Source organism: Lysobacter enzymogenes, assembly GCF_017355525.1.
GTDB lineage: Bacteria > Pseudomonadota > Gammaproteobacteria > Xanthomonadales > Xanthomonadaceae > Lysobacter > Lysobacter enzymogenes_C.
Window position 1 is genome coordinate 4,484,071 of record NZ_CP067395.1, and the last position, 26,030, is coordinate 4,510,100.

Annotated in this window: 18 protein-coding genes and 1 tRNA gene; 6 read left to right on the top strand and 13 right to left on the bottom strand. The window is 66.7% G+C overall.

All coding sequences use genetic code 11. The annotated features are described in order from the left end of the window. The first annotated feature begins 39 nt into the window (after positions 1-39). A complete protein-coding gene (locus JHW38_RS18915; RefSeq protein ID WP_207522863.1) occupies positions 40-531 on the top strand; it encodes a hypothetical protein in 492 nt (163 codons plus the stop codon). Between the two features lie 32 nt (positions 532-563). Here the strand turns inward: JHW38_RS18915 and JHW38_RS18920 are convergent, their stop codons facing one another. From JHW38_RS18920 to JHW38_RS18940, 5 genes are all read right to left on the bottom strand, one after another. Further along, positions 564-929, bottom strand: a complete 366-nt coding sequence (locus JHW38_RS18920) for a nuclear transport factor 2 family protein (protein ID WP_207522864.1) — start codon at positions 927-929, stop codon at positions 564-566. A gap of 248 nt (positions 930-1,177) precedes the next feature. Beyond that, on the bottom strand, positions 1,178-2,392 hold the full coding sequence (locus tag JHW38_RS18925; RefSeq protein WP_207522865.1) for an AGE family epimerase/isomerase: 1,215 nt from the start codon (positions 2,390-2,392) through the stop codon (positions 1,178-1,180). Next, positions 2,389-3,414: a carbohydrate kinase family protein gene (locus JHW38_RS18930; protein ID WP_207522866.1), complete on the bottom strand. Its 1,026-nt coding sequence runs from the start codon at positions 3,412-3,414 to the stop codon at positions 2,389-2,391. The genes JHW38_RS18925 and JHW38_RS18930 overlap by 4 nt, the downstream gene beginning before the upstream one ends. Continuing rightward, the gene (locus JHW38_RS18935; protein WP_207522867.1) at positions 3,414-4,712 is read right to left on the bottom strand and encodes a sugar MFS transporter; all 1,299 of its coding nucleotides are present in this window, start codon (positions 4,710-4,712) and stop codon (positions 3,414-3,416) included. The genes JHW38_RS18930 and JHW38_RS18935 overlap by 1 nt, the downstream gene beginning before the upstream one ends. Beyond that, complete coding sequence (locus tag JHW38_RS18940) at positions 4,709-5,755, bottom strand: LacI family DNA-binding transcriptional regulator (protein ID WP_207522868.1); 1,047 nt, start codon at positions 5,753-5,755, stop codon at positions 4,709-4,711. Before JHW38_RS18940 ends, JHW38_RS18935 begins: the two co-directional genes overlap by 4 nt. 240 nt (positions 5,756-5,995) lie before the next feature. Here JHW38_RS18940 and JHW38_RS18945 point away from each other — a divergent pair, with 240 nt between their 5' ends. Next, positions 5,996-8,410 carry a GH92 family glycosyl hydrolase gene (locus tag JHW38_RS18945; protein WP_207522869.1) on the top strand — a complete coding sequence of 805 codons (2,415 nt, stop codon included), beginning with the start codon at positions 5,996-5,998 and terminating at the stop codon, positions 8,408-8,410. A gap of 54 nt (positions 8,411-8,464) precedes the next feature. Here JHW38_RS18945 and JHW38_RS18950 read toward each other — a convergent pair whose 3' ends face one another. Beyond that, complete coding sequence (locus JHW38_RS18950; protein ID WP_207522870.1) at positions 8,465-9,625, bottom strand: alginate lyase family protein; 1,161 nt, start codon at positions 9,623-9,625, stop codon at positions 8,465-8,467. 391 nt (positions 9,626-10,016) lie between these two features. Here JHW38_RS18950 and JHW38_RS18955 point away from each other — a divergent pair. Next, positions 10,017-10,092: transfer RNA gene (locus JHW38_RS18955), tRNA-Ile, on the top strand. A gap of 34 nt (positions 10,093-10,126) precedes the next feature. Here JHW38_RS18955 and JHW38_RS18960 read toward each other — a convergent pair. From JHW38_RS18960 to JHW38_RS18985, 6 genes are all read right to left on the bottom strand, one after another. Then, positions 10,127-10,507 (bottom strand): hypothetical protein, encoded by a 381-nt coding sequence (locus JHW38_RS18960; protein WP_207522871.1) that lies wholly within the window; start codon positions 10,505-10,507, stop codon positions 10,127-10,129. A 53-nt stretch (positions 10,508-10,560) separates the two neighbouring features. Beyond that, positions 10,561-12,168 carry a hypothetical protein gene (locus JHW38_RS18965; RefSeq protein WP_207522872.1) on the bottom strand — a complete coding sequence of 536 codons (1,608 nt, stop codon included), beginning with the start codon at positions 12,166-12,168 and terminating at the stop codon, positions 10,561-10,563. A 1,118-nt stretch (positions 12,169-13,286) separates the two neighbouring features. Then, positions 13,287-13,826: a hypothetical protein gene (locus JHW38_RS18970; RefSeq protein ID WP_207522873.1), complete on the bottom strand. Its 540-nt coding sequence runs from the start codon at positions 13,824-13,826 to the stop codon at positions 13,287-13,289. A gap of 43 nt (positions 13,827-13,869) precedes the next feature. Then, on the bottom strand, positions 13,870-14,376 hold the full coding sequence (locus tag JHW38_RS18975) for a hypothetical protein (RefSeq protein ID WP_207522874.1): 507 nt from the start codon (positions 14,374-14,376) through the stop codon (positions 13,870-13,872). Positions 14,377-14,717: 341 nt separating this feature from the next. After that, entirely contained in the window at positions 14,718-15,602 is an 885-nt protein-coding gene (locus JHW38_RS18980) for an AraC family transcriptional regulator (protein ID WP_207522875.1), read from the bottom strand. 270 nt (positions 15,603-15,872) lie between these two features. Further along, positions 15,873-17,966, bottom strand: coding sequence for a TonB-dependent siderophore receptor (locus JHW38_RS18985; RefSeq protein WP_207522876.1), 2,094 nt, complete (start codon positions 17,964-17,966; stop codon positions 15,873-15,875). 972 nt (positions 17,967-18,938) lie between these two features. On the opposite strand from JHW38_RS18985, the gene JHW38_RS18990 reads away from it, so the two are divergent. Next, entirely contained in the window at positions 18,939-19,364 is a 426-nt protein-coding gene (locus tag JHW38_RS18990; protein ID WP_207522877.1) for a hypothetical protein, read from the top strand. A gap of 37 nt (positions 19,365-19,401) precedes the next feature. Continuing rightward, complete coding sequence (locus tag JHW38_RS18995; RefSeq protein ID WP_207522878.1) at positions 19,402-21,243, top strand: hypothetical protein; 1,842 nt, start codon at positions 19,402-19,404, stop codon at positions 21,241-21,243. A 923-nt stretch (positions 21,244-22,166) separates the two neighbouring features. Here the strand turns inward: JHW38_RS18995 and JHW38_RS19000 are convergent. Beyond that, on the bottom strand, positions 22,167-23,366 hold the full coding sequence (locus JHW38_RS19000) for a serine hydrolase domain-containing protein (RefSeq protein ID WP_207522879.1): 1,200 nt from the start codon (positions 23,364-23,366) through the stop codon (positions 22,167-22,169). Between the two features lie 507 nt (positions 23,367-23,873). On the opposite strand from JHW38_RS19000, the gene JHW38_RS19005 reads away from it, so the two are divergent. After that, positions 23,874-25,658: an Ig-like domain-containing protein gene (locus JHW38_RS19005; protein WP_242690982.1), complete on the top strand. Its 1,785-nt coding sequence runs from the start codon at positions 23,874-23,876 to the stop codon at positions 25,656-25,658. Positions 25,659-26,030: the final 372 nt, after the last annotated feature.

Here is a 26,030-nt window from a genome sequence, read left to right on the forward strand (position 1 = left end):
TGGCGCCGCCGCGCCGGTATCGCTCGGGGAGGAAGCGGGATGGACGAGGAAAATCTCTGGGTCGCACCGAAGGCCGCCGTCGGCGCCGATACGCGCGACAGGCCGTGGTTCGGCTTGCGCGCGCTGCTGTGGGGCAGCGTGTTCGGCACCGTGGCGGCCGGCTTGCTGATGATGGCGCTGAACTACCGCGCGCAAGGCCGGCGCAGCTTGTTCGGGTTCGTCGCCGGCGCGGCGGTGCTGTTCGTCGTGCCGGCGCTGGGCTGCGGCGTCGTCTATTTGCTGGTCACCTCGGACGAACGCTCGCCCGTTGCGCAGGCGCTGGTCGCGCTCGGCTGCATCGCGGCGCAGCCGCTGGCGACGATCGTGCTGCTGGGCAACTCGCATCGCCGCGCGATCGCCGAGCGCCTGCGCGACGGCCTGCCGATGCGGCCGGCCGCGCACGCCGCGCTGGTGGTGGCTGCGGTGTGGTCGCTGCCGGCGGCGCTGGCGCTGTTTTTCGCGGCGCTGCCGAGCTTTTTCGTGGTGGGCTGAGCGTCCGCGCCGAGCCGCGCGGCCGCGGCGCCTCAGCCGTAGAAGAACTGTTCGTGCACGATCTTGCCGTCGCGGACCTTGTACACCGCGACTTCGGCCATCGGCATGCGGCCCATGCTCTTGTAGGTCGCATCGATGCCCATCGCCAGAGTGAACCAGTCGCCGCCGACGACCGGGTCGCTGCACCAGCTGTCGTGGATCTCGACCACGTCGTCCATGAACTTGCGGCCTTTCTCGCGGATCGCATCGAGACCTTCGACATTGCCGAGCGGCCCGTCCTGATTGCCGGCGGCTTCGATGCTGACCGCATCGTCGGCATAAAGCTCGTCCTGGATCTGCTCGTGCTTGCCGGCGCGGCACAGCTCGACGTAGCGGTTGGCGATCTGCTGGATGTCCATGACAGCGCTCCGGGAAAAGGAGCGGCCAGCATAGGCGGGCGGATGTTGCGCGGCCGCGTACGTCTGTCAGCCACGCGGGATGACGCGAGGCGCTCCCGACGAGCGGCACATGAATGCGCGAAGCTCCGGGCGCCTCCTGTAGGAGCGGCGCGAGCCGCGACCGCGACAACGCAACCGCTTCGAAACTATCGGCGTAGTTGCGTTGTCGCGGTCGCGGCTCGCGCCGCTCCTACAGGGGAGTCACGGGCTTACGCGCCGCGCAGCCAGCGGATCACTTCGTAGCACGCGCCCATCGTGTGGTAATCGGTCTTGCCGGCCGGGCTTTTCTCGTCGGAATACTTGCCGTTGCGGCGGTCGAGAATGCGGTACCACGCGCCGTAGCGATGGTCGACCATGTGCTGCCACGCATACGCCCACAGCTTGTCGTACCACTGCCAGTACAGGTTCTCGCCGGTGCGCACGGCCAGCATCGCCGCGGTCGCCAGCGATTCGGCCTGGACCCAGAAGTACTTGTCGTCGTCGCAGATCGAGCCGTCGGGCGCGAAGCCGTAGGCGAGGCCGCCGAACTCGTCGTCCCACGAACGCGCGACCGCGGTGTCGAACAAATGGCGCGCGGTCGGGATCAGCCACGCCGGCGCGTCGCCGCGCGCGGTCAGGTGGCGGTCGAGGATCAGCAGCAGCTTGGCCCACTCGGTCTGGTGGCCGGGCTGGAAGCCCCAAGGCCGGAACAGGTGCTTGGGATCGTCGCGGTGGTAATCCCAGTCGATGTTCCAGTCGCGGTCGTAGTGTTCCCACACCAGGCCATCGGCCTGCGCCGCCTGGCGCTGGGTCATGTTCTGCGCCAAGGTCAGCGCGCGATCGAGGTAGCGCGCATCGTTCGATGCCTCGTACGCCGCCAGCATCGCCTCGCACATGTGCATGTTGGCGTTCTGGCCGCGATAGCCGGTGAAGTTCCAGTCGGCATCGGCTTCGTCGCGGTACAGGCCGAACTCGGGCTCCCAGAAGCGCGCTTCCAGCAGGTCCCAGGTTTCGTCCATCCACGCCGCAGCCTCGGCGATGCCGGCCTTGACCCCGCACGAATACGCCAGCAACACGAACGCCACGCCGTAGCAGTGGTTCATGCGGTCTTCCGGCCGGCCGTCGCGGATCGTCCAGGCGTAGCCGCCGGTCTGCGGGTTGCGATGGGCTTCGCGCAGATAGCGCAGGCCATGGCGCGCGCGTTCGCGGTAGTCGTCGCGGCCGAATTCCACCGCCGCCATCGCATAGTTGAAGACGAAGCGGGTCGAGCTGACCAAGTGCCGGTGCGAGGCGTCGTACACCGAGCCGTCGTCGCGGAAGTAGTGGAAGAAGCCGCCGTCCGCGTCCAGCGCGACCGGATCGTAGAACGCCATCGTGTCGCGGATGTGCGCCAGCAGCGCGTCGGGCTCGCGGAAATTCGGCAGCGGGTGCGACGGGAGGTTCATGCTTGTTCCTGCATCAGTCGTTCGACATCGGCGGCGCTGGGCATGGCCGCGAACGCGCCGTGACGGGTGGTGGCCAGCGCGCCGACGGCGGCGGCGTAACGCAGCGCCTCGATAAGTTCGTCTTCGCGCTGGAGGAAGTCGTTGAAATTGGCCGCGCTCACGCCGAGCGCGACCAGCCGGCGCAGCAGGCCGCCGACGAAGGCGTCGCCGGCGCCGGTGGTGTCGCTCGGCGAGACCTTGAAGGTCGCGGCGGTGCCGCTGCGGGTGCGGGTGAACCAGCGGATCGGGGTCGCGCCGTCGGTGATCAGCACGCAGGTCGCGTAGCCGTGCCACAGCCGCTGCAACGCGGCTTCCTCGCCGCCGAGGTGGCGGGCGAGGAACTCGAACTCGCTGCCGCACAGCTTGATCAGGTCGGCTTCCAGCAGCGCCGCCAGCAGCCGCGGCGCCGGGTCGAAGCCGGCCGGCCACAGCGACGGGCGCAGGTTCATGTCCATGCTGACCAGCGCGCCGGCCAGGCGCGCGCGGCGCATGCCGGCCAGCGTCGCAGCGGCGATGGCTTCCTCGGTGAGGCTGTTCGAGCACACGTGGAACACGCCGGCGTCGGCGAAGCCGTCGGCGCGGAAATCGCCGTCGCGGAACAGCAGGTCGGCCGCGGGCGGGCGGTAGAAGCTGAAACTGCGTTCGCCGTCGCCGTCGAGCGAAACGAAGGCCAGCGCGGTTTTGGCTTCGCTGGTGCGGCGCACGTCGCGCGTGTCCACGCCATAGCCGTTGAGCTGTTCGGCGATGAAGTCGCCGAACATGTCCTGGCCGAGCATGCCGACGAAGCGCGCATGCGCGCCGAGCCGCGCCGCGGCGACCGCGACGTTGGCCGGCGCGCCGCCGGCGTATTCGACGAAATGGCGCGGCTCGCCGGCGCTGCTGGCCGGACGGGCGAGGAAATCGATCAAGGCTTCGCCGAAGCAGACGATCGCGGCGTTCGCGCCGCTGGCGCTGGCGCCGGGCGAAGGGGGTACGGCGGACATCAATGCATCACTCCCGAAGCTTGGGCGCTGGCGTGCTGGCCTTGCCCCGCGCGGATGCGCGAGCCGGACAGGCCGTACCAGACGATGAAGGCGTAGCAGACCGCCGGAATCACGAACGAGTGCTGGATGCCGATGCGGTCGGACAACACGCCCTGCAGCAGCGGAATCACCGCGCCGCCGACGATGGCCATGATCAGCAGGCTCGACGCCTTGCTGGTCATCGGCCCGAGCCGTTCGATGGCGATGGTGAAGATGGTCGGGAACATGACCGAGTTGAACAGGCCGATCGACAGCACCGTCCACATCGCCACGTTGCCCTGGGTGGCCATGGTCAGCGCCAGCAGCGCGATCGCCGCGACCGCGGCCACCGCCAGCAGCTTGCGCGCGTCGAGGAAGCGCAGCAGCACCGCGCCGACGAAGCGGCCGACCATCGCGCCGCCCCAGTACAGGCCGAGGTATTTGCTGGCGGTGGCGTGATCGAAGCCGGCGATCTGCGGCTCGGACAGATAATTGACGAGGAAGCTGCCGATCGAGACCTCGGCGCCGACGTAGACGAAGATCGCGATCACGCCGAACAGCAGATGGCGCTGGCTCAACACTTCGCCGAAGCTGTGGTGGGCCGGGTCGGCGCTCTCGGTGGATTCGGTCAGCGGCGGGATGCGCATCGCGTAAACGAACACCGCCAGCAGCACCAGGCAGCCGGCGATGATCATGTACGGCATCTGCACCGCCGCGGCCTCGTGCGCGCGGTAGGCGGCTTTTTCGGCGACCGACATCGCGTTCAACTGAGCGTCGGTGAGCACCGCCGCGGACAGGATCAGCGGGCCGATGAAGGTCGGGAACACCGTGGTGCCGAGCGAGTTCAGCGCCTGCGCCAGATTCAGCCGGCTCGGCGCGCCGGCCGGATCGCCGAGCAGGCTGATGTAAGGATTGGCCGACACCTGCAGCACGGTGATGCCGCTGGCGAGCACGAACAGCGCGCCGAGGAACAGCGGATACGAGGGAATGCGCGCGGCCGGGAAGAACATCGCCGCGCCGATCGCGGCGACGATCAGGCCGATGACGATGCTGTGCTTGTAGCCGAACTTCGCCACCACCCGGCTGGCCGGCAGCGACATCAGGAAGTAGGCGCCGAAGAAGGTCGACTGGATCAGCATCGACTGCGCGTAGTTCATGTTGAACACGGCTTTGAGATGCGGGATCAGCACGTCGTTGAGGCTGGTCAGGCCGCCCCAGGTGAAGAAGATCGTGGTCACCACCGCCAGCGCGGCGGTGTAGGACATGACGCGACGGCTCATGCGGACTCTCCGGGCAAGTGAACCTCGCTGCTGCTGCGGGCCTGCAAGCGCACCGGGGCGATGGTGTGGGCGCGCGGCATGGCCGGTTCGCGCAGACGCTTGAGGATCAGCTCGGCGGCCTGGCGGCCGCGCGCGCGCGGATCCACCGCGATGGTCGTCAGCGGCGGCGAGGCGACCGCGGCTTCGGGAATGTCGTCGAAGCCGACCACGGCGAAGTCGGCGCCGGCGCGGCGGCCGCGCGAGACCAGGCCGGCCATCAGGCCGAGCGCGACCGCGTCGTTGTAGCAGACCGCCGCGGTCGGGGCCGGGTCGCGCACGAACAGCGCGCCGGTTTGCTGCGCCGCTTCCAGGCGCGTGGGCGCGCATTCGACCAGCCACTGCGGTTCGGGCTCGATCCCGGCTTCGGCCAGCGCCTCGCGATAGCCCTGGCGGCGCTGCCGGCACGAGGACGAATCGCGGTGGCCGCCGAAGAAGGCGATGCGGCGGTGGCCGCGGTCGAGCAGGTGGCGCGTCGCCAGGCGCGCGCCGTGGGTGTTGTCGAGGGCGAGGAAATCCCAGGGCGTGCCTTCGAGCTCGCGGTTGAACACCAGCACCGGCGTGCGTTCGCCGACCTGGCTGCGCAGCCGGTTGCCGTCGCTGCCCTCGGCCGGCGACAGGATGATGCCGGCCGGGTCGTGCTCGATCAGCGAGGTCAGCACCGCCTGCTGGCGCTCGACCGATTCGTTGGTGCTGCCGAGCAGGGTGACGTAGCCGGCGGTGGCCAGCCATTCGTCGACGCCGGCGGCGAATTCGGCGAAGAACGGGTTGGACAGGTCGTTGATGACCAGGGCCACGCCGGTCGACACCTTGCGCCGCAGATTGGCCGCGCCGCGGTGATAGACGTAGCCTTGGCGCTTGAGCTCGGCTTCGACCCGGGCGCGGGTGTCGGCGTGGACCAGCGGGCTGCCGCGCAGCACCAGCGACACGGTCGCGCGCGACAGGCCGCAGGCGCGGGCGATATCGGCCAGGGTGACCCTGCCTCGGGGGGCGGGCGCGTCGTTCATCTTGGGCACCTCGGGTGCGGTGGTCGGGCGGAGCTCATAAGGCCGGGCCTGGGCTTTTGGATCGTTCTAAATGCCGCCATCCTGCGGCCTGGGCCCCGTCGCTGCATTCTGCAATGCAGCATGAACGCGACCCGGGCGCGTGCTAGCTTGCCGATAATTAGAACGATCTAAAAGTGGCGGCCCGGCTCTGCGGCCGGTCGCCTTCCCAACCCCGATCACGAATCAGACGGAGTACTCCGGATGGCCCGGCCGATCCAGTCCCGAACGACCCCCTCCCGCCCCGATCCGGCCGCGCCGCCGCCCGCCTTCATCCTGCGCTGGCCGGCCCTGGCCGCCGCGCTGGCGCTGTTCGCCGCCAGCTTCGCCGCGCCGGCCGCGCCGTCGGCCGACGCGGGCCGCCGCGCGTTCGAGGCGGTCGACCCGTTCATCGGCACCGGCGGCGAGGGCCACACCTTCCCCGGTGCGACGGTCCCGTTCGGCATGGTCCAGCTCAGCCCGGACACCGAGATCAAGCCGCGCAAGGAGGCCTACGGCTGGGCCGCCGGCTACCGCCACGGCGACAAGACCATCGTCGGTTTCTCGCATACGCATTTCTCCGGCACCGGCCATTCGGATCTCGGCGACGTGCTGGTGATGCCGATCGCCGGCGCGGTCAAGCTCGAACGCGGCGATTCGGCGACGCCGCGCAGCGGCTACCGCTCCGCGTTCCGCCACGACGACGAAATCGCCCAGCCGGGCTATTACGCCGTCACCCTCGACGACTACAAGATCCGCGCCGAACTGACCGCCAGCGAGCGCGTCGGCGTGCATCGCTACCGCTATCCGAAAGGGCAGGCGGCGCACGTGCTGATCGACCTGCGCACGAGCATGTACGACTACCCCGGCAAGGTGCAGTGGTCGCGCGTGCGCCTGCGCGCCGACGGCACCGTCACCGGTTTCCGCGAAACCCGCGGCTGGGCGCCGGGGCGGCAGTTGTACTTCGCCATGCGCTTCTCGCGGCCGGTCAGCGGCCATGCGTTCCACGACACCGAAGCCGATGTCGTCTACAAAGGCTTCCCGCCGCCGGGCGAGAAAGACCCGACCCAGCGTGCGCAGATCGAAGGCCGGCAAGTGGTCGCCAGCCTCGATTTCAAGGACGCGCCGGGCCAGGAACTGATCGTCAAGGTCGCGATCTCGCCGGTCAGCGAAGACAGCGCCATCGCCAACCTCGACGCCGAAGTGCCCGGTTTCGATTTCGACCGCGTGCGCGCGCAGGCGCGCGAGCGCTGGAGCGAAGCTCTGTCGGCGATCGACGCCGACGGCACCGAGCCGATGCGCAAGAGCTTCTACACCGCGCTCTACCACACGCTGATGGGGCCGAGCCTGTTCATGGACAGCGACGGCCGCTACCGCGGCCCGGACAACGCGGTGCACGAGGCCAAGGGCTTCCGCTACCACTCCACGTTCTCGCTGTGGGACACCTACCGCGCGCTGCATCCATTGCTGACCCTGGTGCAGCCGGAGCAGCGCAACAACGACTTCGTCAATTCGCTGCTGGCCTCGCGCAAGCACAGCCCATACGGGATCCTGCCGGTGTGGGCGTTCCACGGCCAGGAGACGTGGTGCATGATCGGTTACCACGCCGTGCCGGTGATCGCCGATGCTTATATGAAAGGCATTCGCGGCTTCGATGCGAACGAAGCGTTGGACGCGATGGTCGCCAGCGCCGACTACGACCCGTACGACGGCATCGCCCAGTACAAGCAGTTGGGCTATGTGCCGATCGACGAAGAAGGCGAGGCGGCGTCGAAGACGCTGGAGTATGCGTTCGACGACTGGACCATCGCGCGCATGGCCGGCGAGATGGGCCGCAAGGACATCGCCGCGCGGTTCGAAAAGCGCGCCGGCAACTGGAAGCATGCGTTCGACGCGAAGACCGGATTCATGCGCGCGCGCAAGCGCGACGGCAGCTTCCGCGAACCGTTCGACCCCAGCGCCAGCGGCTACGGCAGCGACTACACCGAAGGCAACGCCTGGCAGTACTCGTGGTACGTGCCGCAGGACGTCGCCGGACTGGCGAAGGCGCACGGCGGCGGCGACAAGCTGATCGCGCGGCTCGACCAGGTGTTCGAGGCCAAGGTCGATCCCAAGATTTTCGCCCACATGGAAGACATCACCGGCCTGATCGGCTGGTACGCGCACGGCAACGAACCCAGCCACCACGTCGCCTATCTCTACGGCTACGCCGGCCAGCCCTGGCGCACCCAGGAACGGCTCAAGCAGATCATGGACAGCCAGTACGCGCCGCGTCCCGACGGTTTGGCCGGCAACGACGACCTCGGCCAGATGTCGGCGTGGTACGTGTTCACCGCGCTGGGCTTCTATCCGGTCGCGCCGGCCAGCAACGAATACATCATCGGCCGGCCGTTCCTGCCGAAGGCCACGCTGAACCTGCCCAACGGCAAGCGTTTCACGGTGGTCGCCGACGGGCTCGACGCCGCCCACACCTACATCGGCAGCGCCACGCTCAACGGCCAACCGCTCGATCGCGCGTTCCTGCGCCACGAGGAAATCCTCGCCGGCGGCGAGCTGCGCTTCGTCATGCAGGCGCAGCCGAATCGCGAGTGGGCGAGCCATCCCAAGCAGTTGCCGTACTCGATGAGCGCCGCGCGCTGAGCGCGGCGACGCGTGCGTCGGCGCAGCGGCCGACGCACGCGAGGCGCGCGACGATCAGAAGTCGTCGCGCCCGTGCGTCGCTGCCGACCAGCCGATGAACTCGGCCGCGTTGCCGTCCGGCCGCCCGCGCTTGGTCGCGTTCTGGAAATTCGGAATCGGCGTACCGCGATTCATGTAGCCGTTGACCGCGATCTCGCTGTAGCCCGGATACAGCCCGTTCGAGCGGCAATCGCGCACGCCTTCGCCGTACAGGATCGACTTGGCCATGTACTCCAGCCCGCGCGAGAAGCGCGGCTGCGCCTCGTTGCCGACCTTGAGCAGCCAGATGCTGGTGTCGCCCTGGATCGTCGCCATTTCCGCCGCCTGCGCGATCGCCGCCAGCGAATACTGCGGATGGTGGCAATCGCGCGCCGCCAACTCCTGCACTTCGCCGCTGCTGTAGACGATGCCCGGGAGCAGCTGCTTGATCCGGTTGAGCCCGGCGTTGTAACGATTGGCGTCGTCCTGATACACGCCGGTTGCCATCATCGCCAACGCCCCGGACACGCCCCAGTTGTTGGTCCGGCTCGAGGCCTGATTCGCGTACCCGTAAAGCTTGTTGATGTAGCCGTTGAAGCGATCCTGCGACGCCTGCGGCCAACCCGCCGAGCCGCCGTCGTGATGGCGCAGGATCTCCGCCGCGCTCGCCCACACCGGCAAACCCCACGCCGCCTCCAGCCACGCCTGCGGCGCGTCGGTACCCGGTGCGAGAGTGAAACCGGTGAACTTGCCCGACCACGCATCGAGGATCTGGATCGCCTTGTCGCGATTGCGCGTATCGCCGGTCACGGCCCAGCGCAGCGCGTTCAAGTACGCCGCGAACCCATCGTTCTTCCAGCGACCCTCTTGCGGCCCACCTGCCGCGCGTACGACTTCCACCGTCGCCAGCGCCTGATGCGCGTAGGTGTGCGAACCACGGCTGTCCTGCAGCAGGCGGTTGAAGCCGGTCTTCATCGCGCTGCTGTTGCCGGACTGCACCGCGGTGCGGATGCTGGCGAGGCGGTTTTGGGTCATCAGCAGGCCGGGGTGTTTGAACGGCGGCACCGCGGTCGGTGCGGCGGCGGCCGCGACGTCGGGAGCGAGGTTGCTGTAATCGGCGGCTTGAACGGAACCGGCGGCGCAGGCGAGCAGGGCCAAGGCCAGGACGTGGAAGCGGAACGGAGTCGTACGCGACATAGAAACCTCGTTGATGGTTCAGGCGGCACCGGACGCCCGCCGACAGTGCGGCGAGTCCGGATCGTGAGCCCCCCATCAGTGCGCGGCCCGCGCGGCGTCGCCGCCGTCGCGTTCCGCAGCGCCGCGCGGCGTGGAAAGCCGCCGGCGCAGGCACGCGTCTGGTGCGCGTGTCGAAGCCATGCTGCCCGAGGCGGGTGCACGAAAAATGCGACTGGCGCTGGGCAAGTCGGGTCGCGGGAATCGTATAAAGGCGAGCGGATTCGCAGTTCGGTGGCGTGCGGTGCGGTCCCCACGCCGACGTGGGCGGCTCGGCGCATCCTCGGCCGGCCGCGAGACCTTCGCTCCCCGGGCTGACTGGACCGCGGCGCTGCTTTAGAATCCCGGCTCTTGCGGGCCTATAGCTCAATGGTTAGAGCAGAGGACTCATAATCCTTTGGTTCCAGGTTCGAGTCCTGGTGGGCCCACCATGTCGCTGAACCAAAGGATTATGAGTCCTTTGCTCTAACCATGCGGCGGCCCGACCCAAGCCAACGGATCGAGCATCAACCAAAAGCCCTCGGCGCCCTTTTCCGCCAGCACCATCTGCGCCCCAAGATCGCTGCCGCGTTCGCGGAATTCCAGCTCCAGCGCGGTCCAGTCTTCGACTTCATCATCGCCGTCGTCGTACACCTGCCGCACCAACAAATGCCCCGGCGCCTGCATCCGCCATTCGAACGGCAGCGCTTCCTGCCCGAACGCCGGCGACCAGCTGTGCAGCACGCCGCGGCCGCCGTCGTGGAATTCGATGCGATCGCCGGTCAGGCCGGCGGCCGTGCCCAGCGCCGATTGCCAGCGGCCGACCGGGCCGCGCAGCAGGATGTGCGATCGATGTTCTGCGTTCATGGCCTGCATTTTGCCGGAATGGAGTCGGTACCGGATCGGCGCGAGTCGCGCCGTCAGCCGCCGACTTCGATCGGTTTGCCTTCCACCACCAACTCGTAAACGGTCTTGGTGATTTCCGAACCGGCCATATAGCCGACCGCGCCGGCCGCGAGCGTGCCGACGCCGTACGCGGCCCAGCCCCACGGGCCGGTGGCGTTGACCGGTGCGGCGACGGACGCGAACGCGCCGCCGGTGGCGGCCGCGCCGGCCCAGCCGCCGGCCACTTCGACCACGGTCTTGACCTTGTCCTCGGCGGTGTAGATCCGGTACGCGTCGGCGGCCACGCCGACCACGATCAGCACTCGTCCGCCGACCCGGAACGCGCCTTCGACCTTGCCGGCCCAGCCTTCGCGCGCGGCCAGGTCGTTGGCCGACTTGAGCACGTCCGGCTCGACCTTGGCGCCGCTGTTCTTGATCACATCCAGCAGGCCTTGGGCGCCGCCCTGGATGCGCACGTTCTCGGCGCGGCTGGTCAGGGTGAATTCGCCGTTGGACGAGCGCGAGAAGATGCTGTCTTGCAGGGTCACCTTGCCGACGCCGCTTTCGGACTTGGCCACGGTTTCGCCGACTTCGGTCCACATCTGCCGCTCGGCCATCTTGCTGGCGCTGCGTTCGATGGTGTTCTGGTTGCGCTTGGACAGCGGATCGTCGGGACCCTTGCCGGCCTTCTCGCGCACTTGCTTCTCGACCTCGGCATGCGCGGCGGCGTGCTTGCGGTCGTAGATCTCCAGCAGTTCGCGCTCGCCGAACTGCAGCGGCGGCTTGCCGCTGGTGTTGGCGACTTCCACCGGCACCACCACGCCCTTGTCGTTGCCGACGCCGACGTGCGGGTTGCCTTCGGTGACGAACCACGACACCGGGCCGACCTGGCCCAGTTCGGGGCGGAACGGCGGCTTGCCTTCGGAGATGTTGCGCAGCAGTTCGGCGGCGACTTCCGGCGTGACCGCGCCGTTGCCGGGCGCGCCGCCCACCGCGCCGTTGCTCATGAACGGAATGCCGGCGGCGGCGCCGTTCGGCGTGGTCGGATCCAGGCTGGAGCGGTCCTGCGCGGCCAGCAGCTTGAGCAGGCCCGACTGCGCCGAGGTCGGCGCCAGTTCGATCTTGCCGTCGCGCGCGGCCGACAAATCGATCGCCGCGCCCTGTTGCTGCGGATCGGCTGACGGCGCGTGCAGCTTGCCGTCGTCCAGCGTCGCCGCGCGGCGCGCGAACTCGTCGGCGGCCTGCGGCGACAGGCCGGCGTCGGCGGCCATCTGCCGGTAGCCCTTGTCGAGCACGCTGCGTTCGCTGTCGCCAGGGGTGACGTCGACGGCGACGCCGTGCTGGGTGCCGACCGGCTTGGCCCCGTCCAGGCGCTGCACGGTCTGCACCGCATTGGTCAGGGCGAGCTGATCCATCGGCAGCAGGCGCGAGCCGACCGCGTCCTGCAACTGCTGGCCCTGTTCGGGATGCTGGCGCGCGTAGTCGGCGACCGCGTAGGCCATGCCTTCCACATCGGTACGGCCGCAGTACTGGTTGGCCGAGACGATGCGGTTGGCTTCGGCCAGCACCGCGGCGTCGTAGCTGGAGTCGGTGGGCAGCGGAAAGATCGGCGGAGGCGCGACGGGACGGGTGGGGTCGGTCATGGACGCGGGCGCGAGTGGGGTTTGCCGTAAACCTTAATAGGGAATTCGGCGCGCGCAAGCTAGGAGCGACCCTAGCGCCGCGGCGGCGCCTGCGCGGCCGCGGCTTCGATTCTGACCGCTGCGGCGACCCCGCGTTTTTCGTCGTGATCGCGATCGCCGCGATGCGTCGAAAAATCTTGCGCCGTGCTTTCGCGGTTTCCGGGGAACGTGGTGCCCCAGCTTTGACAGCGGTGCGAGGGTCGGGCTTCAGCGGTGAGGCACTAAATTAAGGGCGTCTCCGAATGTCTGCGGAACCCAGCGCCAGACAAACACCCTTGGCGACTTCTCTATCAGTTTGCCGATCATGTATTCGATGGACGACGGATGGTCGATGCAAGGCGCAACCAGATATACGGAGGCGTCCGAAACGTACTCAAGCAGCGCGACCAAGGCTCTCGATGAGTTCGTTTGGTTGTTGGTGGACTGCCATGTCCGATATCTGAGGTCGAATGAATTGTTGGCCTACTCAGGGCGCAACCAGTCTGCCGTGTTTGTGTAGAAGCGTCCCTTGGCAGTGACCTGTTCAGTCGGCGGCGGGGCTATGGAATCATGGCGCGCGCAACGATTTATTGGTACTCCTATCCATGCCCAATGACGGGCGAAGATGGGAATCGACATGAAAGTCACACGAAAGTTGCCGCGTTTGATCGCGCTCGCGGCGTTCTGTTGCGGCGCTGCGTTCTCGCTGAGTGCGTTCGCCGATGGTCCCCTCAATCCATGGGAAGTCTGTCAAAACCGGTGCGAAGTGACTTACTTCGCTTGTGGTTCCAGTCCTGCGTGCGTGGCCGAATACAAGGCTTGCAAGCGGCGTTGCGGCATTCCTCCCTGATCGCGGGGCGCAAGCCCGGCTGAGCGGAAGCCCGCGGGGGCATTTCGTTCCCGCGGACTTCCAAAAGGCCCGCGACGTAGCGGCGGCATGCGTTTTCAGCGGCCGGCTCGCCTTGAAAGCCGACGACATGCTCGAGGTCGGCCGCGAAACCCGCGTGCGGGACGCAGGCATAACGCGGAATCGCGTTATGCCGGACTCCGTAACGATCCTTGTCGGCCTAGGGCCGACTCCGCACTGGCGCTCCCATTGCCTATCGAGCGGTAAGCATCGGCACATAGGGCATCCAGTCTTGACACGCCATGGTGAAGTCCTGATCCGTGGGTACCAGAGACAGCCCGTCGACGGCGGAGAACGTCCGGACGGTGTAGAAAATCACGTCGTTGGATCCTTCCGGGACCTCATGAAGCAGATGGTCCGGCTTGACGGTCGACGAGATCGAAATGCTGGACGCGGCCGATCCGTCGTCGCTGATGCTCGCAGTGCAGATTCCTTGGGTGAAGATGTAGGTGTACACGCCGGTCTCTTCGTCGATCTCACTGTCGAGCGGGTAGCCGACTCCGATCCGGTAGACGCCGGTGCTTACGCGCGACGGCGCTACGCCGATCCCGCAGTCGCTTTCGCCCGTGGAGGTTTGCAGCGAGCCGTCCGAATTGATGTAGCCGACGCACTTGCCATGAGCCGTATGCGGATCGATTGCGAGAAAAAGCGCCAACAAGGACAGGGCGGGGATTTTCAAGTCGAACCATCGATGCGCGCGAGCGAGTTTCGCGCTTTCGTCAGTGCTGTTCATTCGGGTTTGCTCAAAGAGAAGGGCGTGGTCTTGCCGGCCTGATCTAGTTGACGCAAGACAGGGAAAAATCCAGATCCGTCGGCGCCAGCGGCGATGCGTTGACGGCCGCATGGGTGCGTACCGTGTACGTGACAGTGCCATTGTGACCTGGGGGGACCACTCGCGGAGCCGTCGTAGGCTTCAGGTCGGGCCAGATCTTTACGGTCGACGCCGCGTCGCTGCCGTTGCCGGCGGTCACCGTGCAGATGCTCGCATGAAGCGTGTACAAGACTGCGCCGGTCGCCGGATCGGTCGTCTCTTCGATCGGATGATTCACGCCTACTTTGTAGACCCCGGCGCTCACGTGAACCGGGTTGTTGATCCAGCAGTCGGTTTCCCCGCGTCGCGCCTGCACCGATCCATCGGCATTGATGTAGGCCGTGCACGTGCCATATGCGAATACGGAAGGCGAGGCGACGGCGCATGCGAGCGCGATGCCTGCGCATGCCGTGGCGAACAACGGCTTGCCGGCGCGGCGCGAGCGCTGCGGTGGGTTCGGTTTTCTGCGCATGATTGCGGCACCTTCATAAGGGCGATGGCGCTCTGAGGGAGCGCCAAAGATACTGGGCGCCCTGCGGGGCCTTGTCTGTGACCGGCTTGCCGCTAGTGTTCGCGAAAGCCCGGATTTTCGCGTCCGAAACGGGGAGGTCGCGCAGGCGCGCAGTCGGGTCGCACACGGATTTCACAAGCGCCAGCCAGTCGACTGCCGGGCCGGACCGCCTGCCGCACAGCGCCGAAACAGCCGGCGTCCACGCTGCGAAAGACCATCGGCAGCCGGTCACTTTGGTGCGTACGACGGCAGGCTTCGAAACAACGCGAGGCTCCGCGCAGTGGCTCACGCCAGCTATCCAATCATTTCAGCGGCAGAAACAGTTCCACTACAACCTCATGCGCCGACATCCCCGGAATGGGCGCGAGCCGGCGCCGGCAATAGAGCGGAAAATCGCGCGCTTCTTCGCCGCTGGCCGGAAGCCAGTCGCGATAGAGATACAGCGCGGCGGGTTCGAGATTGTCAGTGTTGCCGGGATAGCGCAGCACGGCGCAGCGGCCGCCCGGAATCGTCCCGGGTTTCACCTCGGCATCGTTCGCCGTGATGGGCCGGTCCGTCGCAACGCACAGGTCCATGCTGTAGTCGGCGGGGTCCGCAGGCGTTCGTTCGGACCGGAACACCATAAAGCTGGGGCTCGACTCCGGCGGCAAGCCGGCGCTCTTGCGCCAACGCATGAAACGTTCGCGCGTTTCGGCGATGGCGCTCCGGTCGCCGCGATGTTCGATCATCGCCACCGGCGTATCTGCTACCTCGCGGACCACTACGTCGTTGCGATCGAAAACAATATGCATGAGCTTGTTCCTTGCGTTGTCGAGGGGGCCGAAGGCCGCGAGCCACACGCCCCAGTCGGGGGCTTTCCGAAACGATGACGGCGACTGCCCGAGCCGCTGCCTGAAGGCGCGGGCGAAAGCCTCGGGCGCGTCGTAACCGGCTTCCATCGCGATATCCGTAACGCTCGGCATCTCACTGGACGTCAGTCGTTGAGAGGCGCGCCGCATTCGCATGAGCTGGACATAACGGTGCAGCGACAACCCGAAAGCGGCCGCGAACTGGCGATGGAAATGAAACTTGGAGAAGGCGGCGGCCCGGCTGACCGCGTCCAGATCCAGGTCGGAATCGAGGTTCCGATCGATGTGCGCCAGCACGTTGCGCATTCGGGAGTAGTAATTTTGCGTCGCCGTTTTCATGGCTCGCCTGGGTCATCCGTTCCGGAGTGGCCAGGCTATCCTGCTCCTCCTGGCCGCGCCGCGCCCGACCGATCTTGCTGAGCTGGAGCAGGACTAAGCGGCGCAGAAGGTCGAATTGTGCCGCGCGCGCCGCAGGCAGGCGAGCAGGGAGCCGAAGCGCTCGCGCCGCCGCGGAGCATCGATGGTCGCTGGGGCGATCGCGATCATGGAGCTACGGGCGCCCGCCGGACACGCGAGGCGAGCCGGCACAACGCGCCGGCGCCGCGGTCCTCAGAACTTGCACCGCACGCTGGCCAGCACCGTTCGCGGCTCGCCGAAAGCGGTGCGGTCGCTGCTGGCGCCGCCGGGAATGTAGCGCTTGTCGAACAGGTTCTTGAAGTTCAGGCGGGCATCCCAGCGCGCGGCTTCGTACGAGAGCGCGGCGTCGAAGGTGGTGTAGCCGTCGAGGCGGAACGGCCGCTGGTATACCGGATCGAGCGGCTCATAGTTGTTGGCCAGACGCTCGCTCTCGGCGTGCGCGCCCAAGGCGATGCCCAGGCCGCTGAGCGGACCGGCGGGCACGGTGTAACGCGCCCACAGATTGGCGCTGTGGCGCGGCACGCCGGCTAGCCGTGCGCCCGAAGGCAGAGTCTGATCGCGCACGATTTCGGCCTGGGTCCAGGCATAGGCGAAGCTCAACTCCCAGTCGGCGCGCGGCCGCCATTGCCCTTCCAGCTCCACGCCGCGGCTGCGCTGTTCGCCGCGGGTGATGTAGTAGTTGGGATGTTGCGGATCTTCGCTGGCCATGTCCTGGCGGGTCAGCTCGAACACCGACAGCATCGCGTTGATGCGGCCGTCGTGCGGCGCGAGCTTCAGGCCGATTTCGTTGTTGACGCCGCGTTCGGGCGGCAGGGCGCTGCCGTCGAAGCTGCGGTAATTGGCTTGCGGCGCGAACGAACGCGAATGATTGAGGTACAGCGCCAACTGCGGCCGCAGCGCATAGGTCAGGCCGACGCGCGGGCTGAACTGCCGGTCCTCGGCGCGCCCGGGGCCGACGCCGCTGGAGGCGACGTCCCAGCGTCCGCCCAAGGTCAAGGTGGTGCGCGCACCGAGCTTGGCGTGATCCTGCAGGTACACGCCGCGCTGGCGCATGGCCTGATCGGTACGGGCGCCGTTGATGAAGGCCGGATGCAGGCCGGTGCGGCCGTACACCGGAGCGAACACATCCAGATCGTAGGGGCCCGGATCGAACGTATCGGTGTAATAGGAACGACGCTCGCTGTAGTCGTAGCCCAGCAGCCAGCGATGCTCGATCGCGCCGGTACGCAGCGTACCGCTCAGGCTGGTGTCCGAACGCAGGTCGTGGCCGCGCTCATCGTAGGGGCCGTAATAGAACCGCCCGAACGTGCGCAGGTCCGGGCTGACGCCGGCGACGAACAGCCAATGGTCCCAACTGTCGTGGAACTCGGAATACCGCACCGACTGGCGCAGTACCAGGCGCTCGCTGAAACGGTGCTCGAAGCTGTAGCCCAGCGCGTCGTAATCGCGGCTCTGCACCGCCGGCGCGTCGCGCTCGTTGATCGCACGGTGGCGCGGCAGGCGGCCGTTCGGATTCGCAAGCGCGCTGCCGTAGGCGGGGATCGGCGACCACGGATTGATCCGGTCGCGCTGCCAGGTGCCGAGCAAGGTGATCGAAGTCGCTTCGCCGATGTTCCAGGTCAGCGACGGCGCCAGATACTTGCGTTGCGCGCCGGAGAAATCGACGAAGAAGTCCTGGTCGCGGTAGATGGCGTTCAAGCGCGCGAGCACCCGGCCGTCGCGGTCGAGCGGGCTGTTGGCGTCGATGCCGACTTCGCGCAGGCTGTAGGAGCCGGCGGCCAGATCCACCGTGGCGAAGCGCTGCTCTTGCGGCCGTTTGCTGACCAGGTTGACCAGTCCCGACAGCGGCCCCTGCCCGTACAGACCCGAAGCCGGCCCCTTCACCACTTCGAGGCGATCCAGACCGCTGAGCTCGGTCGTCGCCATCGCATTCGACCACAGCAGGCCGTCCAGATAGGTCGCATCGGCCGAGGCGTTGAAGCCGCGGAGGTTGAAACCGTCGAAGAAACCGTAAACGTCGTTGCTGGTGACGCCGGCGACGTTGCGCAGCGCTTCGGGCAGACGGCGCGCGCCTTGCGCGTCGAGGGTTTCGCGGGTGACGGTCGACACCGCCTGCGGCGTTTCCAGGGTCGGCGCATCGAGCTTGAGCGCGGCGCTGGTTTCGCGGCGACGCTGGCCTTGCACCACGACATCGTCCAGGGTCACCGCCTTGCCGGCCGCGGCGTCGGCGGCGGGCGTCGCTTCGGCTTCTGCCTCGGCGGCGCGGGCGCGCGGGCTTGGCGCCATTGCGGCGGCCAGGGCGAGCGCGAGTACGCCGCCGCGGCGCGCGTTCGCAGCGACGCGCGCTCGTGCGTGCGTCGTGGGCGCCAGGGAAAGGTTCGCGGCAAGCGGAGGGGAAAGGGACAGACGCATGACGGGCTCCGGGGGGAAAGCGCCGTCTGCCGCTCGGGCCTCAGGCCGCCGGGCACGTGTGCGTGGTTGCGCCGCGCAGGCTGCGCGGCGCGCGAATGATAGGCCAAGCGCCGAAGCCGTCGCAAATCCAGGCCCGGCGGGCTGGGCTGTCGCTGGCCGTTGCCCGGATCTAGCCCTTGGGGGGCGGGGCTGCAAGGCGAGTCGTCATGAGTGGGCTATCTCCGAGTAATCCTGGGCAATCGAGAAAGTCGGATTCGGCTTGCCCGGGTTCCACCAGCGCCGGAGGTCTCGCGCCTTTCGGCAAAACGCCGCTCTCTGGCGTGTTGCGGGCGCTCCATCCCTGCCTGCGTTGTCGTTTCAGTCGCGGATTCGCCGCGCCCCACGCCGAGCCTTCTGGATTTCAGCGGTCGTGCCGAATATCCGCTCGGGCCGGGTTATCCCGTTGCAGAGCTCACTGGAGAAATGGTCTTGCGATTGCCTGGCTTCAGGGCAAATCGGCTTTTCCCCGAAACGTCAGCGCCGATCCGGCTGTTGCACGAATGAAACGCGTCGCTCGCTGGTTGCCGACGCTTTTGCGAGCGAAGTCGCATTGGCGCGAAATGGCCGCCGAATTCTGTGAGAGGAATCAAGCATCGATCGAAAAAAATGGCCGCCGCTTCCGCTCGACAGCGTAGTAGCTGGCGATGCGCCAAGACGCAGACGCTTGACCCCTAAGACGACGGTGCTTCCGTCGAATCGCGCAAACGGCGCGTGTTTCGACGGGAGCCGCTGGCTCCGTGCAGCCGGCGAATGCAGCAGCGGCGCCTCCCGGTCCTGGAGGCCAATCATTACGAAGGAGATTCCAGTATGGCAGGCATCCAATGGGCGGCTCCCCAATCCCTGGGCTACATCCCGTCCGGCAAGCTCGTGACGTTCACGGCGATGCATCAGGCCGAATACACGCAATACGTCCAGATCATCGACGCCAACAACCAGCCCATCAGTTTTTATACCTTGGACGGCAGCCAGGCGAAGTTTCCGATCTCGGGAAGCGGCGTCAACGTCGGCTTCCTCCAGAACGGCGCCGGCCGGTTCACCATGGCGGACGGGATGAAGGTCCAGTTCGGCAGCAGCGGGTCGCAACCTCCGAAGGTCTCGGCGGGCACTCCCGTCGTGTTCTTCATCGTCGACCAAATATTCGGTGGGGGCACCTTGTACGTAACGGAAGACGGCGCCGATAACGACTACAACGACACCAGCTTCGTTATCCAGTGGTACCAGTACGTGGGCTGACCCGCTTCCGCCCCGTTTCCGATCGAAGCGGGGCGGCATGACCGCTCATGAATTCCCATGGCAGCCGCGGTGGATCGCGTGGATTCACCGCGCGGCGCAACAACGACGGAGTGCGGCAATGAAGACCAGGATCATTATGTTCGGCGCACTCGCCAGTGCGCTGGCGATGTCCGCAGCGTGTACGAAAACCGAACCCACTGTCGCCGCTTCAGCGATCTCCAAGGACCAGACGACGCCGTTTCCGGGCGGCGCGCCGATCACGGCGGCCGACCTGACCGCGACGCCGGCGGTTTTGCCCGCCGCGCCGCCGGCGTACAACTACGATCCCTACAACCCGAACATCACCCACGCGCAGTACGCGCGTTTCGCTTGGCGTCAGTTCATCCACTTCAATTCACCGGCGCAGAAGAACGGCGTCGATGCCGCCGGCAAGTCTCCGGTCGTGCGCGGGACCATCGATCCGGGCCGCAACTTCGCCGCATCCGGCGCCAGCGACTTCTACCAGAGCGGCACGGGCGCCGCTTCCAACTTCAGCAGCAATCAGCTGGTCTGGGAAACCTTCGCGCACCGGTCCGAGCTGTTCCCCGCGGGTTCGGCTCCCAAAGGGAACCTCGCGGCGCTGGATCCCGAGTACGTCTTCCAGGGCAACCTCAAGGTCGCCTCGACCGATGCCCGGTTCAACAATCTCGACGAAAACACCCAGATCGGCCAGAACCAGATCTTCTTCCCGAAGAACGGCAGCACGCCGTCGGCCAACCCCCAGGACGATCACATCATCCTGTTCCAGGCCAAGGTGAACCCGGTCGAATACGACTACATCAAATCCATCTACAACGCCGACAAGCCCCCGGCCTCGCTGGAACTGCCTCCCAACGGGACGAACCAGGCAGAGTCCGTCGAGGTCAAATCGGCATGGCGGGAAATGACGCCGGCCTTGATCGCGTCCGGCCGTTATCACACGGCCGAAGCCTTGTACTACTACAAGGAAAATGGGGTGACTCAGGCGCGCGTGGCCACGTTCGGCCTGGTCGGCCTGCACATCCTGCGCAAGATGGAAAACTACCCGACGTTCGTCTACACCACCTTCGAACAGATAGACAGCCTGACCACGCCGGACAAGCAAGACACCGGCTTGTATCTCATCAACCTCTACAACGAGATGCAGTACGACGCATCGGTGCCGCCGGCGACGCGGCCGTCGGCGATCCTCAATTCCGGATCCAACCGGACCCTGGTCGAACTGCCGTTGGCGGGCCCGGTGGACAGCGCTCACGGCTACGCCGTCGTTCCCGGCAAATACACCATCCCCAACGGGTTTTCGGGTCCGATCAAGGTGCAGAATCCGCCGGTGGCGACCAGCGCGGTCTTTGAGGTCAACAACGAAGTCCAGCAAGCGATGGCCAGCACGCCCGCGTTCAAGGACTCGGTGTGGCGGTATTACCGTCTGGTGGGGCTGCAGGTGTTGCCGACCAACGAGGACACCTCCGTCACGCCGGCCAAGCCCGATCCGCTGACCCAGGACTTTTACCTGGCGAACATCGTGATCGAGAGCAGCCAGCCCGGCATCCAGTTGTTCAAGGGCGGAGTCAAGGATCCCGATCCCGACAAGCAGCAATTCACCCTGCTGGCCAAGCGCGGGTTGCCGAGCATTCTGGGCGTGAAGTCCTTGCCTCCGAACACCGACAAGGTGGTGATGGGCGGCTGCATGGGGTGCCACGGCAACGCGCAATATCCCAGGAACGCTCAAGGCCAGGGTTCGAGCATCTTCAGCTTCCTGATCAACCAGGGCACGCTGACGGGGCAAGGCTTCAGCGCCGACGTGCGCAACGAATCGTCTGCGGAGTTGAGCGCGAAGCGTCTGGAGTATCTGGTCTACTAGCCAGTGCGCGGGCCCGGAAGCGTTCTCGCTTCCGGGCGACGCGTGGCCGTCGCGCGGCGCACTCGTCAGTCCGAGCCTTCGTCGGGCCCGGACTGACCCAGACATGCATCGGGGTGCGGCGAATCTACCGGCCTAGGCCTTCGCGCTTGTCCTTGGGGGCTTGCTCGGGCTTGATCTCAGGGGCCAGATTTCTGGTCCCGATATCGGCTTGCTTTGAAGGCGATAACGGATTTCCCGTTTTGACGATCAAAGGGCAGTGGCCCAGGCCGGTGGTTCCGGTTTCGCATTGCGAGTAACTGGTGCACGAGCCGTCGGAGTTGTGTTGAATGCATGAGGAGCAACAGTATTTTACCGGCCCGGGCGAATCGACCTTGTGGTACACCCTTTCGGCATGAGCGGTAAAGACACTCAGAAAACCTACGCACAGTACGAGCGCTTTGGTGTGCATTGTCGGAAGTTCCTTCTAGTGGGCAGTGTGGTTGCTGGGCCTGCGCTGCATCGGTCCGATTCGGCCTGCCTCCTTGGATCTGCGTGGGTGTGGGGTGGGCGTGTTGTATCACCGGCAATTGCCGCAGCAAGACGCCGTCGGGCATCGCGTTAATTTCTAGTTAACTCGATGGACGGCATCGATTCAGGGAGTTCGGAACGCGCGATTGGGACGCTAAAAAACGCATCGTCGCGGTCGAAGCGGACACGTTGAATTTCGCGCTCCGGATCTCGCGCTTCGCAGGATTCCACGGAGTTCATTGCCGAACGACTGCGTCGCTTCGGTCGCGCTATCGCCAGGAAGTGATGGACCTCGGGCCGATGACGATTCCTTCCGCAACTGGCGAAAACGGCTCAAGCACAGAGAACGGCGATGCGATCCCTGGGCAGGGATCGAAGCGTCGCGACGACGCATCTGCGCGAAGTAGCGGTCTCGATCAAGGCGTTCGCGACCGTCCCGCCGCCTGACCGGCGACGTCCTCCCGCGCCGCGATTCTCTCCACGAGCGTGTCGATCGCCGCTTCCATGGCGCTCGCGGTCTGGTCGCCGCTTTGGTTGGTGATGACGAACAGGCCCAGATCGTATTTCGGCACGATGTAGATGTAGCACTGCGACCGGGGCACGCCGCCGTGATGGGCGTAGTAGACGCCCTTCAGGCGGTCGCCGCCGACGATGTTCCAGAAGTAGCCGATGCTGAAGTCGGAATCGAATCGGACCAGGGTTCGATGCGATTCCGTCGCGACAGGGCCGCCGGCCAACTGGAATTTCAGGTACTTCATCATTTCCGGGACGGTCGCTTTGACATTCCCGGATGCGCCCCACGGCAATTGCGGCATGGGCGTGGTCGCCGCTGGGTTGTCGCTGTGATAGCCGACCGCAAGCCTGCCCGCGTCGGCATCGCGCAGTCTGATCCCGACGTCCGTCATCGCCGCCGAGTCGCGCAGAAAATCGCGCAGCAGCGACTCGTAGTCGGTCTGATACACGGTCTCGAGCACATGCGCCGTCAGTTCCGTTCCGGCGCTGGAATAGGCGTACTTCCTTCCGGGCATCCGCGGGATGTCGACATCGTGCAGATCCTTCAGGAACTCCGCCTTGCCGTAGTTCGCGTAGATGGCGTTGAGCTTTCCGGGCGTAGCGTGATCGGTGAAGTCCGCGAGCGCCGCGTTCGCGCGCTCCGGCAACATGCTGGGCAGGCCGCTGGTGTGCGACAGCAGGTGGCGGATGCGGATGGGCTCGCCGTCGTATTGCAGGTTCGGATAGGGCTCGCCCAGATACTTGCGGACGTCGTCATCGAGACTCAGCTTGCGCTCCAGCACGGCCTTGGCCACCAGGCCGCCGGCCATGGTCTTGCTCAACGATCCGATTTCGTAGAGGGTCGCGTCGGTCGGCGGGCTCGGCTTGCCGGCGTGCATGTCGCCGCGGTGGACGACGATTTCCCTGCCCCGGTACACGACGCCGATCGATGCCGAATGGAGCAAGGGTTGCCCGATCAATGTAGTGGCGGCCGCGTCGACCTCCGCCTCCAGGTCTTTCGCCGGGGCGTTCGTTTTCGCGCAGCTTGCGAGCGACAGTGCGGCGGACAACACGAAGAAGACGAGCCGCCGCCTGTTCGGAGCAATCAACGAAGTTTCCGGCATGCGTCGGCGCCTGAAGGGGGCATGGAAAGGGCTCATAAGGTAGCCGAACGGCAAAGCGCACGCTCGCGTCGCTCGGCGGATGCGATTTCGCTTTCGCGGCTTCGCGGCAGGGAGAATGGGGCGCCGCGCTTTCGCGGCTCGGCCTGGGGCTCTGGATCGGGAACGCGCCCGGATTTCCGGCCTCCCGGTAAGGCGCCTTCGGCTTCGTCCCCCCTCGGCGCGCGCGGATTTTCCGGGAATTTCACAGTCGCCGCCTTGACCGGAAATAGGCAACTTGACACGCAGGCCGCCGCCCACCAAAGTCGGCAACGCCCGATAGCGCCGCACATGCATGCAGCGCACTGCGCGGATCAGCAACTGACCGCATACCCGTTCGCATTGTTCTCTGGGGGGAACAGCCGCACCGCAGCACGTCTGCCGTGCATGGCCTGAAAAGGTCGGCGCTTGCGCGCCCGCCTCCTTCCCTATCCACCAGGCATCCGGAGAACGAATCTAATGAGCATCAGAGTGGCAGGAATCTTGCTGTCCGGCGTTTTGCTGACGGCCGGGCTGTCGCCCGCGCACGCGCAAAGCGTCAGCTGCGCGGGCATCGCCGAATGGAACGCGGCGACCATCTATAACGCGGGCAGCAAGCTCGTCTATCAGGGGCGGCTGTACCAGGCGACGATGTCGATCTGGAACACGCCGCCCACGCATTGCCCCAGCTGCGGCTACTACCAGGATCTTGGCGCGTGCAGCGCGGGCGGCAACACGCCGCCGACGGTCGCGTTGACCGCGCCCGCGAACGGCGCGAGCTTCACCGCGGGCGCCACCATCACCGTTACCGCGAATGCGGCCGACGCCAACGGCAGCGTCGCCCAGGTGCAGTTCTTCCGCGGCAGCACCTCGCTCGGCGTCGATACCACGGCTCCGTACAGCGCGAGCTGGGCCAATGCGGCCGCAGGCAGCTACGCGATCACCGCGGTCGCGACCGACAACGAGGGCGCCACCACGACCTCCGCGGCGGCCAACATCACCGTCAATGCCGGAACGCCCGACACCACGCCGCCGAGCGTGCCGGCCGGATTGGCCGCGGCGTCGGTGACCTCGTCCAGCGTCAACCTGAGCTGGAACGCTTCGACCGACAACGCCGGCGGCAGCGGCGTCGCGGGTTACGACGTGTACCGCAACGGCACGCTGGTCGGTTCGCCTTCCGGCACGTCCTTCAGCGACACAGGGCTGGCCGCGTCCACTGCGTACAACTACCGCGTGCGCGCCCGCGACAACGCCGGCAACGCTTCGGCGCAAGGCACGCAGATCAGCGCGACCACCAGTGCCGGCGGCGGCGACAACACCTTGCCGCGGCATGCGCTGGTCGGGTACTGGCACAACTTCACCAATCCGTCCGGCGCGACCTTCCCGATCAGCCAGGTCTCCAACGACTTCGACGTCATCGTGGTCGCGTTCGGCGACGACGCGGGCAACGGCGCCGTCAGCTTCACGGTCGATCCGGGCGCCGGCACCGAAGCGCAGTTCAAGGCCGACGTGGCCGCGGCGCGCGCGCGCGGCAAGAAGGTGGTGCTGTCGCTCGGCGGCCAGAACGGCACGGTGACGCTCAACAACGCCACCCAGGTCGCCAACTTCGTCAACAGCATGGAGGACCTGATCCGCTACTACGGGTTCGACGGCGTCGACATCGACCTGGAAAGCGGCGCAGGCGTCTACCACGGCGCGGCGGTGCAGACCAACCTGGTCACGGCGATCAAGCAGCTCAACACGCGCATCGGCCCGTCGTTCTACCTGTCGATGGCGCCCGAGCATCCGTATGTGCAGGGCGGATTTACCGCGTACAGCGGGATCTGGGGCGCGTATCTGCCGATCATCGACGGACTGCGCCAGGAGCTCGACCTGATCCACGTGCAGTACTACAACAACGGCGCGCTCTACACGCCGTACAGCCAGAACGGCCTGGCCGAGGGTTCGGTCGACATGCTGGTCGGCGCCAGCCTGATGCTGATCGAAGGGTTCCGGACCAACAACAACACCGGCGTCGTCTTCAACGGCCTGCGGCCGGACCAGGTCGCGCTCGGCCTGCCTTCGGGGCCGTCCTCGGCCAACAGCGGACAGGCGTCGCAGGCGACGATCGCCAATGCGCTGAACTGCCTGACGCGGCTGCAGAATTGCGGGGCCATCCGGCCGCAGCAGGCCTATCCGACCTTCCGCGGCGTCATGACCTGGTCGGTCAATTGGGACAAGCACGATGGCTTCAACTTCTCGCGGCCGGTGCGGACGACGTTGAACGCCTTGCCGTGAGCGGCCGCTGAAAAGTCGCGGGCAGGGCGACGCTGAGCCTGCCCGCCGACCCGCTCCTGCGCGGCGCCCCCTGGTGGGCGCCGTTTTTTTCGCATCGAGCCGTTCGACCGCTGTCGGCGGCGGCCGGCGCGCCGCGCTCGCATCGCGGTTTCGCGCAGCGCTCCCGCGAATGCGCGCACATCGCCAAGCTGACTGATTCACGTATCGACGCGCTCAAGCGGCGGACACAATCGCTGCACGGGTGCCTGCGCAAGCCGGCGTACGCAGAAGCCCGTCCTGCCGCCGCCCCGGCGCGCTGCCGTATTCGCAGGCGGAACTCAAGCCGCTCGGCTCGCGTGCAGCGCGACCCTCGAACAGGCCGCGCTCTTGCCG

What these genes read in the sequence shown, in the direction of transcription:
- JHW38_RS18915 (WP_207522863.1), top strand. Translation starts at nt 40, where the DNA reads ATGGACGAGGAAAATCTCTGGGTCGCACCGAAGGCCGCCGTCGGCGCC.
- JHW38_RS18920 (WP_207522864.1), bottom strand. Translation starts at nt 929, where the DNA reads ATGGACATCCAGCAGATCGCCAACCGCTACGTCGAGCTGTGCCGCGCC.
- JHW38_RS18925 (WP_207522865.1), bottom strand. Translation starts at nt 2,392, where the DNA reads ATGAACCTCCCGTCGCACCCGCTGCCGAATTTCCGCGAGCCCGACGCG.
- JHW38_RS18930 (WP_207522866.1), bottom strand. Translation starts at nt 3,414, where the DNA reads ATGTCCGCCGTACCCCCTTCGCCCGGCGCCAGCGCCAGCGGCGCGAAC.
- JHW38_RS18935 (WP_207522867.1), bottom strand. Translation starts at nt 4,712, where the DNA reads ATGAGCCGTCGCGTCATGTCCTACACCGCCGCGCTGGCGGTGGTGACC.
- JHW38_RS18940 (WP_207522868.1), bottom strand. Translation starts at nt 5,755, where the DNA reads ATGAACGACGCGCCCGCCCCCCGAGGCAGGGTCACCCTGGCCGATATC.
- JHW38_RS18945 (WP_207522869.1), top strand. Translation starts at nt 5,996, where the DNA reads ATGGCCCGGCCGATCCAGTCCCGAACGACCCCCTCCCGCCCCGATCCG.
- JHW38_RS18950 (WP_207522870.1), bottom strand. Translation starts at nt 9,625, where the DNA reads ATGTCGCGTACGACTCCGTTCCGCTTCCACGTCCTGGCCTTGGCCCTG.
- JHW38_RS18960 (WP_207522871.1), bottom strand. Translation starts at nt 10,507, where the DNA reads ATGAACGCAGAACATCGATCGCACATCCTGCTGCGCGGCCCGGTCGGC.
- JHW38_RS18965 (WP_207522872.1), bottom strand. Translation starts at nt 12,168, where the DNA reads ATGACCGACCCCACCCGTCCCGTCGCGCCTCCGCCGATCTTTCCGCTG.
- JHW38_RS18970 (WP_207522873.1), bottom strand. Translation starts at nt 13,826, where the DNA reads ATGAACAGCACTGACGAAAGCGCGAAACTCGCTCGCGCGCATCGATGG.
- JHW38_RS18975 (WP_207522874.1), bottom strand. Translation starts at nt 14,376, where the DNA reads ATGCGCAGAAAACCGAACCCACCGCAGCGCTCGCGCCGCGCCGGCAAG.
- JHW38_RS18980 (WP_207522875.1), bottom strand. Translation starts at nt 15,602, where the DNA reads ATGAAAACGGCGACGCAAAATTACTACTCCCGAATGCGCAACGTGCTG.
- JHW38_RS18985 (WP_207522876.1), bottom strand. Translation starts at nt 17,966, where the DNA reads ATGGCGCCAAGCCCGCGCGCCCGCGCCGCCGAGGCAGAAGCCGAAGCG.
- JHW38_RS18990 (WP_207522877.1), top strand. Translation starts at nt 18,939, where the DNA reads ATGGCAGGCATCCAATGGGCGGCTCCCCAATCCCTGGGCTACATCCCG.
- JHW38_RS18995 (WP_207522878.1), top strand. Translation starts at nt 19,402, where the DNA reads ATGACCGCTCATGAATTCCCATGGCAGCCGCGGTGGATCGCGTGGATT.
- JHW38_RS19000 (WP_207522879.1), bottom strand. Translation starts at nt 23,366, where the DNA reads ATGCCGGAAACTTCGTTGATTGCTCCGAACAGGCGGCGGCTCGTCTTC.